General features: G+C 63.0%; 13 protein-coding genes. 6 read left to right on the forward strand and 7 right to left on the reverse strand.

All coding sequences use genetic code 11. The features are described from left to right. Positions 1-18: 18 nt before the first annotated feature. The 7 genes from rpsA to gyrA form a co-directional block, all read right to left on the reverse strand. Positions 19-1695 carry a 30S ribosomal protein S1 gene (rpsA, locus tag AB5I84_RS08370; protein WP_369455400.1) on the reverse strand — a complete coding sequence of 559 codons (1677 nt, stop codon included), beginning with the start codon at positions 1693-1695 and terminating at the stop codon, positions 19-21. Positions 1696-1837: 142 nt separating this feature from the next. Continuing rightward, positions 1838-2512 carry a (d)CMP kinase gene (cmk, locus tag AB5I84_RS08375; protein ID WP_369455401.1) on the reverse strand — a complete coding sequence of 225 codons (675 nt, stop codon included), beginning with the start codon at positions 2510-2512 and terminating at the stop codon, positions 1838-1840. After that, positions 2509-4791, reverse strand: coding sequence for a bifunctional prephenate dehydrogenase/3-phosphoshikimate 1-carboxyvinyltransferase (locus AB5I84_RS08380; RefSeq protein WP_369455402.1), 2283 nt, complete (start codon positions 4789-4791; stop codon positions 2509-2511). Before AB5I84_RS08380 ends, cmk begins: the two co-directional genes overlap by 4 nt. Beyond that, positions 4791-5894, reverse strand: a complete 1104-nt coding sequence (hisC, locus tag AB5I84_RS08385; RefSeq protein ID WP_369455403.1) for a histidinol-phosphate transaminase — start codon at positions 5892-5894, stop codon at positions 4791-4793. The genes AB5I84_RS08380 and hisC overlap by 1 nt, the downstream gene beginning before the upstream one ends. Positions 5895-6012: 118 nt before the next feature. After that, positions 6013-7098 carry a prephenate dehydratase gene (gene pheA / locus AB5I84_RS08390; RefSeq protein WP_369455404.1) on the reverse strand — a complete coding sequence of 362 codons (1086 nt, stop codon included), beginning with the start codon at positions 7096-7098 and terminating at the stop codon, positions 6013-6015. Further along, positions 7091-8170 (reverse strand): 3-phosphoserine/phosphohydroxythreonine transaminase, encoded by a 1080-nt coding sequence (serC, locus tag AB5I84_RS08395; RefSeq protein WP_369455405.1) that lies wholly within the window; start codon positions 8168-8170, stop codon positions 7091-7093. The genes pheA and serC overlap by 8 nt, the downstream gene beginning before the upstream one ends. A 67-nt stretch (positions 8171-8237) precedes the next feature. Further along, a complete protein-coding gene (gene gyrA / locus AB5I84_RS08400) occupies positions 8238-11027 on the reverse strand; it encodes a DNA gyrase subunit A (RefSeq protein ID WP_369455406.1) in 2790 nt (929 codons plus the stop codon). 347 nt (positions 11028-11374) lie between these two features. Between gyrA and AB5I84_RS08405 the strand changes: the two genes are divergently transcribed. From AB5I84_RS08405 to AB5I84_RS08430, 6 genes are all read left to right on the forward strand, one after another. After that, positions 11375-12700: a TRZ/ATZ family hydrolase gene (locus AB5I84_RS08405; protein ID WP_369455407.1), complete on the forward strand. Its 1326-nt coding sequence runs from the start codon at positions 11375-11377 to the stop codon at positions 12698-12700. Continuing rightward, positions 12693-13433 (forward strand): bifunctional 2-polyprenyl-6-hydroxyphenol methylase/3-demethylubiquinol 3-O-methyltransferase UbiG, encoded by a 741-nt coding sequence (gene ubiG, locus AB5I84_RS08410; protein WP_369455408.1) that lies wholly within the window; start codon positions 12693-12695, stop codon positions 13431-13433. Before AB5I84_RS08405 ends, ubiG begins: the two co-directional genes overlap by 8 nt. After that, on the forward strand, positions 13430-14092 hold the full coding sequence (locus AB5I84_RS08415) for an HAD-IA family hydrolase (protein WP_369455409.1): 663 nt from the start codon (positions 13430-13432) through the stop codon (positions 14090-14092). Before ubiG ends, AB5I84_RS08415 begins: the two co-directional genes overlap by 4 nt. A 2-nt stretch (positions 14093-14094) precedes the next feature. Next, positions 14095-14889, forward strand: a complete 795-nt coding sequence (locus tag AB5I84_RS08420) for a YciK family oxidoreductase (RefSeq protein WP_369455410.1) — start codon at positions 14095-14097, stop codon at positions 14887-14889. Positions 14890-14998: 109 nt separating this feature from the next. Continuing rightward, positions 14999-16186: a putative solute-binding protein gene (locus tag AB5I84_RS08425; RefSeq protein WP_369455411.1), complete on the forward strand. Its 1188-nt coding sequence runs from the start codon at positions 14999-15001 to the stop codon at positions 16184-16186. Between the two features lie 52 nt (positions 16187-16238). Then, positions 16239-17369, forward strand: coding sequence for a putative solute-binding protein (locus AB5I84_RS08430; protein ID WP_369455412.1), 1131 nt, complete (start codon positions 16239-16241; stop codon positions 17367-17369). Positions 17370-17384 lie beyond the last annotated feature (15 nt).

The following is a 17384-nucleotide window of genomic DNA, read 5'->3' on the forward strand; positions in this document are numbered from 1 at the left end:
GGCCCGGGGAGGACACGATTACTGGTCGTTGCCTTCCATTTGCGCCTTGATCAGGTCGCCGATGGTTTTCGGTGCAACGTCCTGGCGGCTGCTCAGATCGTCCAGGGCTTCGCGCTCGTCGGCAAGATCCTTGGCACGGATGGACAGGGTGATCACCCGGTTCTTGCGATCCACGGTGGTGATCTTCGCTTCCACTTCTTCGCCGACTTTCAGAACCTGAGAGGCGTCTTCGATGCGGTCGCGGCTGATCTCGCTAGCCTTCAGCACGCCTTCAACGTTGTCTGCCAGCTCAATCACGGCCGCTTTCGCGTCCACTGACTTCACAACGCCTTTAACGATGCTGTTTTTCTCGTTCGCAGAAACATACTGAGCAAACGGATCGTCTGTCAACTGCTTGATTCCAAGGGAAATTCTTTCACGCTCAGCGTCCACGGAAAGAATTACGGTATCCAGCTCGTCACCCTTGGCGAACTTGCGAACGGCTTCTTCGCCAGTCTCTTCCCAAGAGATGTCGGACAGGTGCACCAGGCCGTCGATGCCACCGTCCAGACCAATGAAGATACCGAAATCGGTGATCGACTTGATCTTGCCGGAGATGCGGTCGCCCTTGTTGAAGTTGGTTTCAAACGCTTCCCACGGGTTGGACAGGCACTGTTTGATACCCAGGGAAATACGACGGCGCTCTTGGTCGATGTCGAGAATCATCACTTCGACTTCGTCACCAATGGACACTACCTTGGACGGGTGGATGTTCTTGTTGGTCCAATCCATTTCGGAGACGTGAACCAGACCTTCCACACCCTCTTCGATTTCGGCGAAGCAGCCGTAATCGGTCAGGTTGGTGACCTTCGCCTTCACGCGGGCACCTTCCGGGTACTTGCCCACGATATCGTGCCAAGGATCTTCGCCCAGCTGCTTGAGGCCCAGCGACACACGCATTTTTTCGCGGTCGAACTTCAGCACCTTGACGTCGATTTCCTGACCGACTTCAACGATTTCGCTCGGATGCTTGATGCGCTTCCAAGCCATGTCGGTGATGTGCAGCAGGCCGTCGATACCGCCCAGGTCAACGAACGCACCGTAGTCGGTGAGGTTCTTGACGATCCCTTTGACTTCCATGCCTTCCTGCAGGGACTCGAGCAGTTGCTCGCGCTCTGCGGAATGCTCGGCTTCCATCACCGCGCGGCGGGATACCACAACGTTGTTGCGCTTCGGATCCAGCTTGATGACTTTGAAGTCCAGGTCCTTGCCTTCCAGGTGGGCCACGTCGCGCACCGGACGGATGTCCACCAGAGAGCCCGGCAGGAACGCACGGATAAGGCCGATATCGACGGTGAAGCCGCCTTTGACCTTGCCGCTGATCTGGCCCTTGATGATTTCGTCTTTCTCGAATGCCGCTTCGAGGTCAGTCCAGATCTCTGCACGCTTGGCTTTTTCGCGGGACAGGCGGGTGAAGCCCATGCCGTCGTCGATCGCATCCACGGCAACTTCAACTTCGTCGCCTACGGCTACTTCGAGCTCGCCGGATTCGTTCAGGAATTCTTCACGCGGGATGATGCCTTCGGATTTGAGGCCCGCGTTGACGGTGATCCAATCGCTGTCGATAGCAACGATGGTACCGGTGATGATGGAGCCACGTGCAACGTCGAGATCCTGCAGACTGGCTTCAAAAAGTTCGGCAAAACTTTCAGACATGTGAGTACCTGTATGGGGTATGGAGCCATGCCAACCAGAAGACATGGGCAGCTGATATCTGATTGCCGGTGAACCATTCTGGTTTACCGTTGGCGATCCACAGGCAATCACCGCAGCACGACCGGGCCGTGCTCAGTCCGCGTCACACCAGGCGGCGTGTGGCGGCTGCTTCGAGGATCCGGGACACGACTTCGGCAATGCCCAGGTGGGTACTGTCGATGGTCAGCGCATCAGCAGCGGGTTTGAGCGGGGCCACCGCTCGCTGCATGTCACGCTCGTCTCGGGCGCGGATATCCTCGATAAGGGTGGCGAGGTTAGCACCAAAGCCCTTTTCGCTCAACTGGTTATGACGCCGGCGCGCGCGCTCTTCAGCGCTGGCAGTGAGGTAGATTTTCAGCGGCGCATCAGGGAACACTACCGTGCCCATATCGCGCCCGTCCGCCACCAATCCCGGCGCCTCAGCAAAGCCCTGTTGGCGTGCCAACAGCGCCGCCCGCACCGCCGGCAACACCGCCACTTGCGAGGCCAGTTCGCCGGTCTTTTCATCACGCAATTCACGGCTGACGTCGGCCCCGTCGAGCCACACCGCCGTGTCGCCGCCCTGCTCGCAGAACCGTACAGGCAATCGCTCGGCCAGCGGCACCAGCGCTGTCTCATCGTTTAGCGCTACGCCCTGGGCGCGGGCATAAAGACCCAGCGCCCGGTAAATGGCACCAGAATCGAGCAGTTGCCAGCCTAGCTCCGCCGCCACCCGGCGGGCGATGGTGCCTTTGCCCGAGGACACCGGCCCATCGATGGTCAGTACCGGCACACTCATGGCTCCAGCACCGTCAGATTGAGGCCAGCAGCGGCCGACAACCGCGCAAAGCCCGGGAACGAGGTCGCCACGTTGGAGCAATCGTGGATGCGGATTTCACCGCTGGCGCGCAAGGCCGCCATTGAGAAGCTCATGGCGATGCGATGGTCATGATGGGTTTGGATATCACCACTGCCGAACGCGGCACCGTCCGGGCGACCACTAATGCGGATGCCATCCGGATAGGTTTCCAGCGAGACGCCCAGCGTCTGCATGCCGTCTGCCATCACCTGAATGCGGTCGGACTCCTTCACTCGCAGCTCCTCGGCGCCGTGCAGTACGGTGTCGCCTTCGGCACAGGCCGCCGCAATGAACAGCGCCGGGAATTCATCGATCGCCAGCGGCACCAGCTCAGCAGGAATCTCGATGCCTTTCAGGCGCGCACTGCGCACGCGCAGATCGGCCACCGGCTCGCCGCCACTGTCGCGCGGATTGAGCACTTCGATATCCGCCCCCATCAGACGCAGGATGTCGATCACCCCGGTGCGGGTCGGGTTCATGCCCACATGCGGCAGCAGCAAATCCGAGCCCGGTGCGATAGACGCGCCCACCAGGAAGAATGCCGCCGAAGAAATATCCGCCGGCACTTCCAGATCGCAGCCCGTCAGGCGACCACCGCCCTGCACCGCCACGGTGGCACCGTCACGCTCCACCGGATAGCCAAAGCCAGCCAGCATGCGCTCAGAGTGATCACGGGTCGGCGCCGGCTCGGTCACCGAGGTACGTCCTTCTGCGTACAGTCCCGCCAGCAGTAGCGCGGATTTGACCTGCGCCGAGGCCATCGGCATGTCGTAATGAAGCCCTTTCAGTGGCTGACCGCCGCTGATCAACACTGGCGGGGTGCCGCTGCCGCTGGTGTTGATGACCGCGCCCATATCACGCAGCGGTTTCGCCACCCGTTCCATCGGTCGCTTGGTCAACGACTCGTCACCGGTCAGTTCCGTATCGAACGCCTGCCCGGCCAGCAAGCCCATCAGCAGCCGCATGGTGGTGCCGGAGTTACCGAGGTAGAGGCTGCGCGCCGGCGCTTTCAGACCGTGCAGGCCGACGCCGTGCACACGCACGCGGCCGTTCTGCGGCCCTTCGATCACCACGCCCATGTCGCGGAACGCCTGGATGGTAGCCAGCGCATCCTCACCTTCGAGAAAACCCTCGGCGGTGGTCACACCATCGGCCAGCGCCCCAAGCATGATCACGCGGTGGGAAATTGATTTGTCACCGGCCACCCGCACGCTACCGGTGAGCGCGCCACCGGGTTGCAGACGGAATTCCGGTTTGCTGCGCTCGCCCGCAGCCGCTTGCTGTTGCTGAGTCATGGCGTCCTCGTCCAGTGCGCCCTGCGCGTGAGTAAAAGAAGTGCGGCCCTGGCGGGCCAGGAACCAAGCTCGGGCAGTATTGGCCCGAGTCATCAAACCAAGTAGCGCATCGCTGTCGCCGGCCGCCACGGCGCTGCGCACATCGGCCAGATCGGCCACATAGCGGTCCAGCGCGGTCAGCACCGCGTCGCGATTTTCTTGGAAGATGTCATGCCACATCACCGGGTCGCTGGAGGCGATGCGGGTAAAGTCGCGAAAGCCGCCGGCGGCATAACGGAAGATGTCGTGGGAATGCCCTTGGCGCGACAGCGTGTCGACCAGCGAAAACGCTAACAGGTGCGGCAAGTGACTGGTTTCCGCCAGTACCTGATCGTGCTCCTGCGCGCTCATAGTCAGCACTTCGGCGCCCACAGCGGTCCACAGAGCGCACACTTTGGCGGTGGCAGCAGCGTTAGTGTCCGGCTCCGGTGTCAGAATCACCCGGTGCGACTGGTACAACAGCGGATCGGCGGCTTCGACACCGCTTTTTTCTTTGCCGGCAATCGGATGGCCAGGCACGAAACGGCGCATGTGTGCGCCCAACCCCTGCCGTGCCGCCGCAATCACGGAGCCCTTAACGCTGCCGCCATCAGTGATCAGCGCATGGGGACTCAAGCCCGGCGCCATCGCCGCGAAGGTGGCCGCCATCGCAGCCACCGGCACCGCCACAAACACCAAGTCAGCACCAGCCACCGCCTCCGCCAGATCTTGACTGCCAGCGTCCACCACCCCCGCCGCCAGCGCGGTTTCCAGTGTGCGTGCAGAACGCACACCGGCCACCACCTCGCGCGCCAGACCGCGCTCGCGCACTGCCGCCGCCAGCGAGCCACCAATCAGGCCCAGGCCGACGATGGCGATGCGGTCAAACATCGGCGCAGCCGCCATCAACCCAGCACCCGTTGCAGACTTTCCAGAAAACGCTCGTTCTCTTCCGGGGTGCCGATGGTCACGCGCAGGTGGTTGGGCAAGTCGTACCCGGCGATCGGACGCACAATGACGCCTTCGCGCAGCAGCGCCTGGTACACCGGCATGGCTTCACGGCCGCAGTTGAACGCGATGAAGTTGCACACCGAAGGGATGTATTCCAACCCTAGTTGCTGCAGGCCTTCCGCCACCTGCACCAAGCCAGCGGTATTGATGTCGCGGGCGTGCTCGAGAAACTCCAAGTCATCCAGCGCCGCTTCCGCCGCCACCAGTCCAAGGCTGTTGACGTTGAATGGCTGGCGCACGCGGTTGAGCACATCTGCCACCGCGGTGCCGGACAGGCCATAGCCGACGCGCAGCCCGGACAGGCCATAGATCTTCGAGAACGTACGCGCCACCAACAGATTGGCGTGCTGCGCCAAGTAGTCGGCACCGTTGGCGAAATTGGGGTCTTCCACGTATTCAAAATAGGCTTCGTCGAGCACCACCAGCACCCGCTCCGGCACTGCGGCCAGGAACGCATCCAGCTCGGCACGCGGGAACCAAGTGCCGGTAGGGTTGTTGGGGTTGGCGACGAAGATCACCCGCGTCCGCTCGGTCACCGCTGCCGCCATGGCTTGCAGATCGTGGCCGTAATTGCGCGCCGGCACTTTCACCGGCACGCCGCCGCTGGCCAGCGTGATGATCGGGTAGATGGCAAAACCGTGCTCGCTGTAGATCGCTTCGTCACCCGCGCTCAGGTAAGCCCGTGCCACCAGTTCGAGGATGTCATTGGAGCCGTTGCCCAGTGTGACTTGCGCCACCGACAGCCCCAGCCGCTGCGCCAACGCGCTTTTCAGGCCGTGGCCGGAGCCGTCGGGGTAGCGGTGCAGCTGGTCCAACGCCGCGCGCACCGCCGCCATCGCCATCGGACTGCTGCCCACTGGGCTCTCGTTGCTGGCCAGTTTGATGATGTGGGAAATACCCAGCTCGCGCTCCAGCTCGTCGATCGGTTTGCCGGGCTGGTAGGGCTGCAGCTGCTGCACGCCGGCATTGGCCAGCGCGAGGAAATCGTTGCCGTTCATGATGCGTCGCTCCCGCGCACGGAGGACACTCCGCGCCGCGTCTTATGCCTGTGCCGTGACAGCGAACAGCCGCCCGTAAGGCGGCTGTCTGCGGTCGTCTTGCGGTGCCGCAGCGCGGTCAGATCACCGCCTTGGGATAAGACCCCAACACCCGTACTTCCAGCGCTTCCTGCTCCAGCACGCGTAGCACTTGCGCCACCGCTGGATCGTCTTGATGGCCTTCGAAGTCCATGAAGAACACGTAGCTCCAAGTCCCTTGCCGCGACGGCCGCGACTCCACCCGGGTGAGGTCGACACCGGCATCGCGGAACGGCTTCAGCACGCCAAACAACGCGCCCGGCAGGTTCTTGGTGCGCACCAGCAGCGAGGTCTTATCGACCCCGGAGGCCGGCGTGTGCTGCCTGCCGATGATCAGGAATCGGGTGGTATTGTCCGGCTGATCTTCGATATTGGCGTGGCGCACGGTCAGCCCGTACATGTCCGCCGCCACCTGGCCAGCAATGGCTGCGGCGTTCCACTCGTCTTTCAAATGCCGGGCAGCCTTGGCGTTGGAACTCACCGCCACCCGCTCGACACCCGGCATGTGCGCATCCAGCCACTGACGGCACTGGGCCAACGTTTGCTGGTGGGAATAGACGCGGGTAATGCGCGATTCCTGGGTGTGCGGACCAATCAACAGATGGTGATGGATGCGCAGCTCCACCTCGCCACAGATTTTCAACGGCGACGTGACGAAGCTGTCGAGGGTGTGATTAACCACACCCTCGGTGGAGTTTTCCACTGGCACGACGCCGTAACGGGCGTTACCGGATTCCACTTCGCGAAACACTTCATCAATAGTGCCGAACGGCAACGCTTGCACCGCATGGCCGAAGTGCTTCAGCGCCGCCTGCTGGGTGAAGGTGCCTTCAGGGCCAAGGAACGCAACTTTCAAGCGCTCTTCCAGCGCCAAGCAGGCAGACATGATTTCACGGAACAGTTTGGCCAGCGTTTCGCCATCCAGCGGTCCCGGATTGCCCTCCTGCACCCGACGCAGCACCTGGGCCTCACGCTCGGGGCGGTAAAACACCACTTCACCGCCTTCACTGAGCTTGGCCTCGGCAACCTGCTGGGCCAGCTGCGCACGGGCATTCAGCAGCGTCTTGAGCTGGTCATCCACCGCATCAATGCGGGCCCGCAGTTGGTCCAGGGTCAACTCAGCCATGACGTTGTACAAAGTCCTTCATGAACGCGATCAGGGCATCCACCGCCGCTTCCGGCACCGCGTTGTAGATGCTGGCGCGCATGCCGCCCACCGAACGATGTCCGGCCAAGTTGAGCAGGCCAGCTTGATCGGCTTCGGCCAGGAACGTCTTGTCCAGCGCCGCGTCCGCCAGCACGAACGGGACGTTCATGATACTGCGGTAACGCTTTTCTACCGGGTTGCTGTAGAAGCCGGAACCGTCGATGTAGTCGTACAGCTTGCCCGCCTTGCGCAGGTTCAGGGCTTCCATGGCGGGCATGCCGCCCTGCTGCTTGAGCCACTTAAACACCAGCCCGGACAGGTACCAAGCGTAGGTCGGCGGCGTGTTGTACATCGAGCCGTTATCGGCCTGCACCTTGTAATCGAGCATGGTTGGCACGTGCGGCCCAGCGCGGCCGAGCAGGTCTTTGCGCACAATCACCACACAGATGCCGGCCGGGCCGATGTTCTTCTGCGCACCGGCGTAAATCAGGCCAAAGCGCGACACGTCCAGCGGCCGCGACAGGATGCTGGAGGAATAGTCCGCCACCAGCGGCGCATCCACCTGCGGAATGAAGTCGTACTCCAGCCCGCCAATGGTCTCGTTGGGGGTGTAATGCACGTAGGAGGCACCCGGCGTCAGCTGCCAGCTGTCCTGCGCCGGCACCGTGGTGAAACGCACATCCTCAGTACTGGCGGCCACATTGACGCGACCGTAGCGGCGCGCTTCCTTGATGCCGCGGCTGGACCATTCCCCGGTATTGACATAATCGGCCACGCCGTTTTCGCCCATCAGGTTCATCGGCACCATGGCGAACTGTTGGCTGGCCCCGCCCTGCAGGAACAGCACTGCGTAATCGTCACTGATATCGAGCAGGTCGCGCAGATCCTGCTCGGCGGTTTCGGCAATCGCCACGTACTCCTTGGAGCGGTGGCTCATTTCCATTACCGAGAGGCCACGGCCGTTATAGTCCAGCATTTCGCTGGCGGCCTGTTTGAGCACCTCATCCGGCAGAGCGGCCGGACCCGCACAAAAGTTGTAACGACGTGTCATGCTTTCCTCAGCGGCAGTGCCGCGGCTGGGCCAGAAAATCGGCGCCGCGGTGCGGCGCCTGCATCAGTTACGGATTGGGTTCGCTATCGGCGTCGTCCGTCGCCGGGTCAGCCGCCGCATCCGGCGTTGGCTCACTGCCCTCACCCTCGACCGCCGCATCTGCTGCGGTTTCCAGGTTCTCGTCCAGTTCTTCTTCGTCGTCACCGTCGAGCTCGGGAATGCGCTCGATACCGACCAGGCGCTCTTGCTCGCCAAGACGGATCAACATTACCCCCTGGGTGTTCCGGCTCAGCTGGCTGACTTCATCCACCCGCGTACGCACCAGCGTGCCCTGATTGGAGATCAGCATCAGGTCTTCGCCGCCGAACACCTGGGTAGCACCCACCAGCTTGCCGTTGCGGTCGTTGACCACCATGCCGATCACACCTTGCGTACCACGGCCCTTGGTGGGGAACTCCTCCACCAGCGTGCGTTTGCCGAAGCCGTGCTCGGACGCGGTCAGCAGCTGGCCACCCTCTTGCGGCACGATCAGTGCGATGATGTCCTCGCCCTGCGCCAGACGCATGCCGCGCACACCGCGCGCCGTACGGCCCATGACCCGCACTGCGGTCTGGCGGAAGCGCACCACTTTGCCGTTCGAGGCCACCAGGATCACGTCTTCATCACCTTGGGTGATTTCCACGTTCACCAAGTGTTCGTTGTCGAGCAGACGCACCGCGATCAGACCATTGCTGCGTGGCCGCGCAAACGCCGCCAGCGGCGTACGTTTGACGGTACCGGTGGTGGTCGCCATAACAATGAACGGCCCCGGTACCGCATCGGTGGTTTCGACGTCCTCAACGCCCTCTTCTACCGCTTCCGGCAGTTCGGCCACGTTGGTGTCGTCGGTCTCTTCCTCGTCGTCCGGCTGTGCCGACTGTTGGCGCACCATGTCCGGATCAAGCCGCAGAATGGCAGTAATCCGCTCTTCTTCCTGCAACGCCGGGATCAGGTTCACGATCGGGCGCCCGCGCGCACCGCGGCCGCCCTGCGGCAGCTCGAACACGCGCAGCCAATACACCTTGCCGAGGTTGGTGAAGCACAGCAGTGTGTCGTGGGTGCCGGCCACCAACAGATGTTCGATATCGTCTTCATCTTTCACCGCGGTGGCCGCCTTACCGCGACCGCCGCGACGCTGGGCGCGGTAGGTGTCGATCGGCTGCGCTTTGGCGTAACCGCTGCGGGACAACGTCACCACCACGGTTTCTTCGGCAATCAGGTCTTCCATTGAGAAGTCGGCGCGGGAAGCCTGGATCTCAGTACGGCGCTCATCGCCGTATTCCTCGCGCACCGCGTTCAACTCTTCGCGGATCACTTCCATCAGGCGCTCGCCGTCGGACAGGATCAGACTCAGTTCGATAATGCGATTGAGCAGTTCTTGGTAGTCGCCCACCAACTTTTCCTGCTCCAACCCGGTAAGGCGGTGTAGACGCAACTCTAGAATCGCCTGCGCCTGCTCCGGTGATAGCCAGTACTGGCCGTCGCGCAGGCCGAGGCCGTCGGCGACGCCGTCCGGGCGGCAGGCGTCCGGGCCACCGGCGCGCTCAAGCATGGTCACCACTTCACCCGGCAACCAGCCGCGCTCTTGCAGCGCTTCGCGAGCCTCGGCGGACGACGGCGACTGCTTGATCAGCTCAATCACCGCATCAATGTTAGCCAGCGCCACCGCCAGACCTTCCAGCACGTGGCCGCGTTCGCGCGCTTTGCGCAGTTCGTACACGGTACGGCGGGTCACCACCTCGCGGCGGTGACGGATGAAGGCTTCCAGCATGTCTTTCAGGTTCAGCAGGCGCGGCTGACCGTCGACCAACGCCACCATGTTGATGCCGAACACTGATTCCAGCTGGGTCTGGGAATAGAGGTTGTTCAGTACCACGTCGGCGTTTTCGCCACGACGCAGCTCAATCACCACGCGCATGCCGTCCTTGTCGGACTCGTCACGCAGCTCGGTGATGCCTTCGATTTTCTTTTCCTTCACCAGCTCAGCGATCCGCTCGATCAAGCGTGCTTTGTTCAGCTGGTAAGGCAGCTCGGTGATGATGATCGCCTGCTTGCTGCCGCGCTCCATGTCTTCGATGTGGGCACGGGCACGGATATACACCCGGCCACGGCCGGTGCGGTACGCCTGCACGATGCCAGCGCGGCCATTGATGATGCCTGCGGTCGGGAAGTCCGGGCCGCTGATGTGCTCCATCAGCTCATCAATGGTCAGTTCGCTGTTGTCGATCAGCGCCAGACAGCCGTTCACCACCTCGGTGAGGTTGTGCGGCGGAATGTTGGTGGCCATGCCGACCGCAATCCCGGAGGAGCCGTTGATCAGCAGGTTCGGTACCCGCGTCGGCATCACCGCCGGAATTTTCTCGGTGCCGTCGTAGTTATCGACGTAATCCACCGTCTCCTTGTCGAGGTCGGCAAGGATTTCGTGGGAAATCTTGGCCATACGCACTTCGGTGTAACGCATGGCGGCGGCGGAGTCGCCGTCCACGGAACCGAAGTTGCCCTGGCCATCCACCTGCATGTAGCGCAGCGAGAACGGCTGCGCCATGCGCACGATGGTGTCGTACACAGCGGAGTCGCCGTGCGGGTGATACTTACCGATCACGTCACCCACGACACGGGCTGATTTCTTGTAGGGTTTGTTCCAGTCGTTGCCGAGTTCGTGCATGGCAAACAACACCCGGCGATGCACCGGCTTGAGGCCGTCGCGCACATCCGGCAGCGCGCGGCCGACGATGACGCTCATGGCATAGTCGAGGTACGACTGCTTGAGCTCATCTTCGATATTGACCGGGGTCACTTCTCTGGCGAGATCCGTCATGGTGATCCTTTCTAGTCCCCTGGGAACGCACCCACCGCAGGGCCGCGATGGCGTCAACTCTCGCTCTGGCCTCGCTGCAGGCGCCACAACGGCGCCGGAGGCCAGGGGTCTCCCCTGACAAAGGGGTGCGCTGGAAAGTCGGGGATGATAGCACAGCGGCGCTCGGCGCAGCTATGTGCCCGCCGCTGGATGGTGCCGCTGCGGCCTATATATGTCTGCCACAGTTGCCAGCGGGCGGCGGCGCCGTTCAGACACCCGCTCGGCGGTCAGCGGCCGAGGCTGCGACCGGACAGCTGCCCCTGCTATACTCGCCGCGCCCGACGGCCCGGACTTTTCGAGGATTCTTCATGCCCCACGTGCCAGCCCACGCTGACCTGATTCTGCAAGCCCCTTGGATCGCGCCCATCGAAGGCCCGGACCGCCTGCTCAAAGACCACGCCATCGTCATTGCCGGCACCCGCATCGTCGACATTCTGCCGATCACCGAGGCCGGCCGCCGCTACAAAGGCGGTGAGATCATGCGCCTCGACGGCCACCTGCTGATGCCCGGCTTCGTCAATGCCCACACCCACATGGCGATGCACCTGTTCCGTGGCCTCGCTGATGACCTGCCGCTGATGACCTGGCTGCAAGAGCACATTTGGCCGGCCGAAAGCCGGGTGGTGAGCGAGCAATTCGTGCTCGACGGCAGCCGCCTCGCGGCGGCAGAAATGATCCGCAGCGGCACTACCTGCTTTGCCGACATGTATTTCTTCCCCGACGCCACCGCGAAAGTGGCGGCCGAAGCCGGCCTGCGCGCCAACCTATTTTGCCCAGTGCTGGATTTTCCGTCTGCCATGTGCAGCGGCCCAGAAGACTACCTGCGCGCCGCCACCCAGTTGGCCGCCAAGTGGGAACATGAGCCGCTGATTTCAGTGGGCATCGGCCCGCACGCGCCCTACACCGTGTCCGACACCCCGCTGGCGCGCATTGCCGCGTTGGCGGAAGAACTGAATCTGCCGGTGATGATTCACCTGCATGAAACCGCCGCCGAAGTGGACAGTTCACTGGATACCGTCGGCGCCCGGCCGCTGGACCGCATCGACCGCCTCAATTTGCTGACTAAGCGGCTGATGGCGGTGCACATGACTCAGCTCACCGACGACGAAATTGCTCGCTTGGCCGAAACCGGCACCCACGTCATCCACTGCCCGGAATCCAACCTCAAGCTGGCCAGCGGCTTCTGCCCGGTGGACCAACTGCTGGCTGCCGGGGTCAACGTGGCACTCGGCACCGATGGCGCCGCCAGCAATAACGATGCCGACATGATCGGCGAGATGCGCACCGCGGCGCTGATCGCCAAGGGCTTCACCGGCCGCGCCGATGCCTTGCCCGCCGACACCGTGCTGGCGATGGCCACCCTCAACGGTGCCCGCGCGCTCGGTCAAGGTGACCGCATCGGCTCGCTGCTGCCAGGCAAACAGGCCGACATCATCGCCATCGACCTCAACCGCATTGAAACGCAACCGGTGTACGATCCCATTGCGCAGGTGGTTTACGCCGCCGGCCGCGACCAGGTCACCCACATGTGGGTGGCCGGCCGCTGTTTGATGGCAGACCGCGAGCTGCTGACGCTGAACGCGTCCGGCATCCTGCGCGACGTGGCCCAATGGCAGGAGACTATCCGTGACTGAACAAGCCGTGACCGCACAAGTGACTGCAGCGACCAACGTCGACCCCAATGAAATCGCCAAATTCGCTGCCTTGGCGGAACAGTGGTGGGACCCCAACTCTGAATTTCGGCCGCTGCACGACATCAATCCGCTGCGCCTCAACTACATTGATGAGCGCGTCAATCTGCCCGGCAAGAAAGTGATCGACATCGGCTGCGGTGGCGGCCTGCTGGCAGAAGGCATGGCCCGCCGCGGCGCCGAAGTCACGGGCATCGACCTTGGCGAGGCGCCACTGGCGGTGGCCCGCTTGCACGCCGAACAATCCGGCGTCGAGGTGGAATACCTGTGCATTCCGGCCGAGCAAATCGCCGCTGAACGCGCCGGCCAGTACGACGTGGTGACCTGCCTGGAAATGCTGGAGCACGTACCTGATCCGGCCTCGGTGATCCGCGCCTGCGCGGCGCTGGTGAAGCCCGGCGGCCAAGTGTTCTTCTCGTCCATCAACCGCAATCCACGCGCGTTCATGATGGCAATTGTCGGTGCCGAATATGTACTGCGGCTGCTGCCGCGCGGCACCCATGAATACGCCAAGCTGATCAAGCCGTCGGAAATGGCCGGCTGGGCGCGCGAATCCGGCTTGCAGGTGTGCGACACCGTCGGCATGAGCTACAACCCGTTCAGCTACCGCGCCGCGCTCAACCGCGATGTTGGCGTGAACTACATGATGCATGCGGTGCGGCCGGAGGCATCGTGATCAAGGCGGTTCTGTTCGACCTTGATGGCACCTTGATCGACACCGCGCCGGACTTTGTCAGCGTGCTCAACCGGCTGCTGGCGGAAGATGGCCGCCCCACCCTGCCGGAAGCCCTGATCCGCAGCGAAGTGTCCAATGGCGCCCGCGCCATGGTACGGCTGGGCTTCGGCATCGGGCCCGGCGAACCTGGATTTGACGACCAGCTGAAGCGCTTTCTCGATCGCTATGCCGATCACCTGGCTGAGGACACTTGTCTGTTCAGTGGCATGGACCAGGTGCTGGCGCAGCTGGATGCCCAGCACATGCCGTGGGGCATCGTCACCAACAAACCGGAACGCTTCACCACCCCGGTACTGGCCGGCCTTGGCCTAGCTGAACGCACCGGGCCGGTGATTTGCCCGGACCATGTGCGCGAACGCAAGCCAGACCCGGAAGGGCTGCTGCTGGCCGCCGCACAACTCGGCCTGGCACCACAACACTGTGTTTACGTCGGCGATCACCTGCGCGATATCGAAGCCGGCCGCCGCGCCGGCATGGTCACCGTCGGCGCCCGCTACGGTTACATCAGTGCCGACGACGATCCACAGCACTGGCACGCCGATCATTACATCGACACCCCCGAGCAGCTGTTGGCGCTGCTCGCGCTTGAAGGAGTTTGACCATGCCAGCCGTCCACCCGCAGTTTGAGCAGTTGCAGGCCGATGCCTGGCAATACCAGTGGGAACCAGGCAGTTTTGCCGGCCGCATCATCATGGTCACCGGTGCCGGTGACGGCATCGGCCGCGCCGCGGCACTGGCACTTGGCAAAGCCGGCGCCACCGTGATCCTGCTCGGCCGCACCCAGGAAAAGCTGGAGCAGGTCTACGACCAAATCCTTGCCGAGGGTGGCGCCAAGCCGGCCATGGTGCCGGCCAACTTGGAAGTCACCACCGCGGCCAACTTCGAAGAGCTGGCCGGCCTATTGATGGATGAGTTCGGTCACCTCGACGGTCTGCTGCACAACGCCTCAGTGCTCGGCGACCTGACTCCGCTGGACACCTACGGCTACGGCACCTGGGATACGGTGATGCAAGTGAACGTCAATGCCGCGTTCTACCTGACGCGGGCGCTGTTGCCGCTGCTGCGCGCCGCCGACCATGCGTCGGTGGTGTTCACATCCTCCAGCGTCGGCCGTCAAGGCCGCGCCTTCTGGGGCGCCTATGCGGTGAGCAAGTTTGCCACCGAGGGCCTCATGCAGGTGCTGGCTGACGAGTTGGAAAACACCACCCAGGTACGCGTCAACAGCCTCAACCCGGGCGGCACCCGTACCCGCATGCGCGCCCTCGCCTACCCCGGCGAAGATCCACAAACGCTGCGCACCCCGGAACAAATCCTGCCGGTGTACATGTACCTGCTTGGCGCCGCTAGCGTCGGCATCACCGGCCAGGCATTCGACGCCCAACCGCCGCGCGGCTGACCGTCGCCGCACTGGCCCGCTGGCACGGCCGCGCCAGCGCTCAGGTCATAGCAGCAAGTCGCCGCCCTAGGCCACCATGGCAGCGCCCCTTACACAGGACGTGACTGCTATGAAAATAATAAAGTCCCTGCTAGCGGCACTGCTGCTCGGCGCCTTGGCGCCGAGTGCGCTGGCCGATGCCGCTGCCGCCCTTTCCGCCGAACAGCGCGCCACCTTGCAGCGGCTGGCGCCCGGCGTCGAACTCACTCCCGAACTGATCGAGCTGATGCGCGAAATCAGCCTGTCCGGCACGCTGTCGGTGGAAGAGCGTTTGAAAGCCATCGGCCGCTTGTCTGGCCTGTCTGATCTGCCGGCAGAGCAACGCACCAGTTTCAAGATTTGCATCTGGGATCTGGCCGGCCGCAACGGCCCGATCTTTACTCACGCCGAGGCCGAACGCGCCCGCATCATGCAATACGGGGTCAACCTGGAGATGGTGCCGTTCACCAATGAAGGCGTCATGGTGGACGAGTTCAAAGCCGGCCATTGCGATGCCGCGCTGATGAGCGGCATGCGCGCGCGGCTGTTCAATACCTTTTCCGGCACCATCGACGCAGTCGGTGCAGTGCCCTCCGCCGAGCACATGAAGACGCTGCTGACGGTGGCCGCGCACCCCAGCAACGCTGGCCGCATGGTGCAGGGTGAATATGTGGTGCTCGGTGTATTCCCCGCTGGCGGCGCCTACATCTTCGTCAACGACCGTGAGATCAATGCGCTGAACAAGGCCGCCGGCAAGAAAGTGGCCGTGCTCGATTTCGACCCAATGCAGGCGCGCATGGTCTCCGGCATCGGCGCCACGCCGGTGTCCACCGACATCACTCGCGCACCGGGCATGTTCAACAATGGCGTGGTTGATGTGTTGGTGGTGCCGCTGCTGGCCTACGAGCTACTGGAGCTATACAAGGGCCTGGAGCCGAACGGCGGCATCATCGACCTGCCGCTGGCACAAATCAGCCTGCAATTGATCGGCCACCGCTCCAAATTCCCCAACGAGATCGCCCAGCTGGTGCGCGAAGCTATCCTTGAGCGCTATGACGACATCATGGAGTTCATCAACAAAGAAGAAGCGCGCATCCCCAAACGCTGGATGGTGGCGATTCCGGATCAAGAGCGTGATGGCTACGAAACCATGATGCAGGACGCACGTATCGAGCTGCGCAATCTGGGCTACTACCACCCGGACATGCTGCATCTGCAAATGCGCATCCGCTGCCGCATCGAGCCGGATCGTTCCGAGTGCGCCAATCCGCGCGAATGATTCCCTGCGGGCGCCAGGTCGGCGTCCGCTGCCACAACCTTTGGAGACCTCCATGCCGCTGCGCATTGTGCTGTGCTGTCTTGCCCTGCTGTGGCCGCTCGCTGCCGCCGCCACCTCAGATTGGCACTACGCCGATCTGCCGGCGGCTACCCAACAACAGCTGCGCGAGCAGATCTACAACAAGCTGCTGCCCCCGGAACAACGCATCGCGGCGCTAAAAAAATTGTTCTCGTTTTCCGATCAGGCGCCGATGCAGCGCACCGTTTGCATTTGGGACATCGCCGGCCGCGCTGGGCCGATCTATACCGCCGCCCGCGACCAACGCGCCGAGCTGATGCGCTACGGCGTCGACGTGGACATGGTGGTTTACACCAATGAAGGCGTGATGGTGGAAGAGCTCAAGGCCGGCCGCTGCGACGCGGCACTGATGAGCGGTTTGCGGGCACGGCTGTTCAATAATTTCTCCGGCACCATTGATTCAGTCGGCGGCTTGCCCACCGATGAGCACATGCACCGGTTGTTGGAACTACTCACCGACGTGCGTTTGGCGGATCGACTGACCAGCCAGGACTACGTGGTGATGGGCATCGCTCCCGGCGGCGGCGCTTATATCTTCGTCAACGACAAACGCATCAACAGCCTGGCGAAAGCGGCCGGCAAACGCGTGCCGGTGCTGGAGTACGACCCAGTGCAGGCACGCATGGTGGCGCAAATCGGCGCCACCCCGGTGGGCTCAGACCTACTCAGTGCGCCGACCAAATTCAATAACGGCTCGGTGGATGTGCTGCCAGCGCCGCTGATTGCCTACGAAATCCTCGAACTCTATAAAGGACTGGGCAAGGACGGCGGCATCATTGACTACCCACTGGCGCAAATCAGCGTGCAGCTGATCGGCCGCACCAACCGCTTCCCTCCGGAAGTGGCACAGTTGGTGCGCGAGGCGTTCTTCTCCGGGTACGAAGACATCATGGTGCGACTGCGCGCAGAAGCGGCGAAAGTGCCGGCGCACTGGTGGATCTCGATCCCCGACGCCGACAAGCAAGGCTATGAGACGCTGATGCAGGATGCCCGCATCCAACTGCGCGACGAGGGCTACTACAACGCCGAGATGCTTACCATCCAGCGGCGGCTGCGCTGCCATCTGGAGCCGACTCGCTCCGAATGTGCGCAACCGGTGGAATGACCCGGTAACGCCAAC

The sequence above is a fragment of the Alcanivorax sp. REN37 genome (assembly GCF_041102775.1).
Classification (GTDB): Bacteria; Pseudomonadota; Gammaproteobacteria; order Pseudomonadales; family Alcanivoracaceae; genus Isoalcanivorax; species Isoalcanivorax beigongshangi.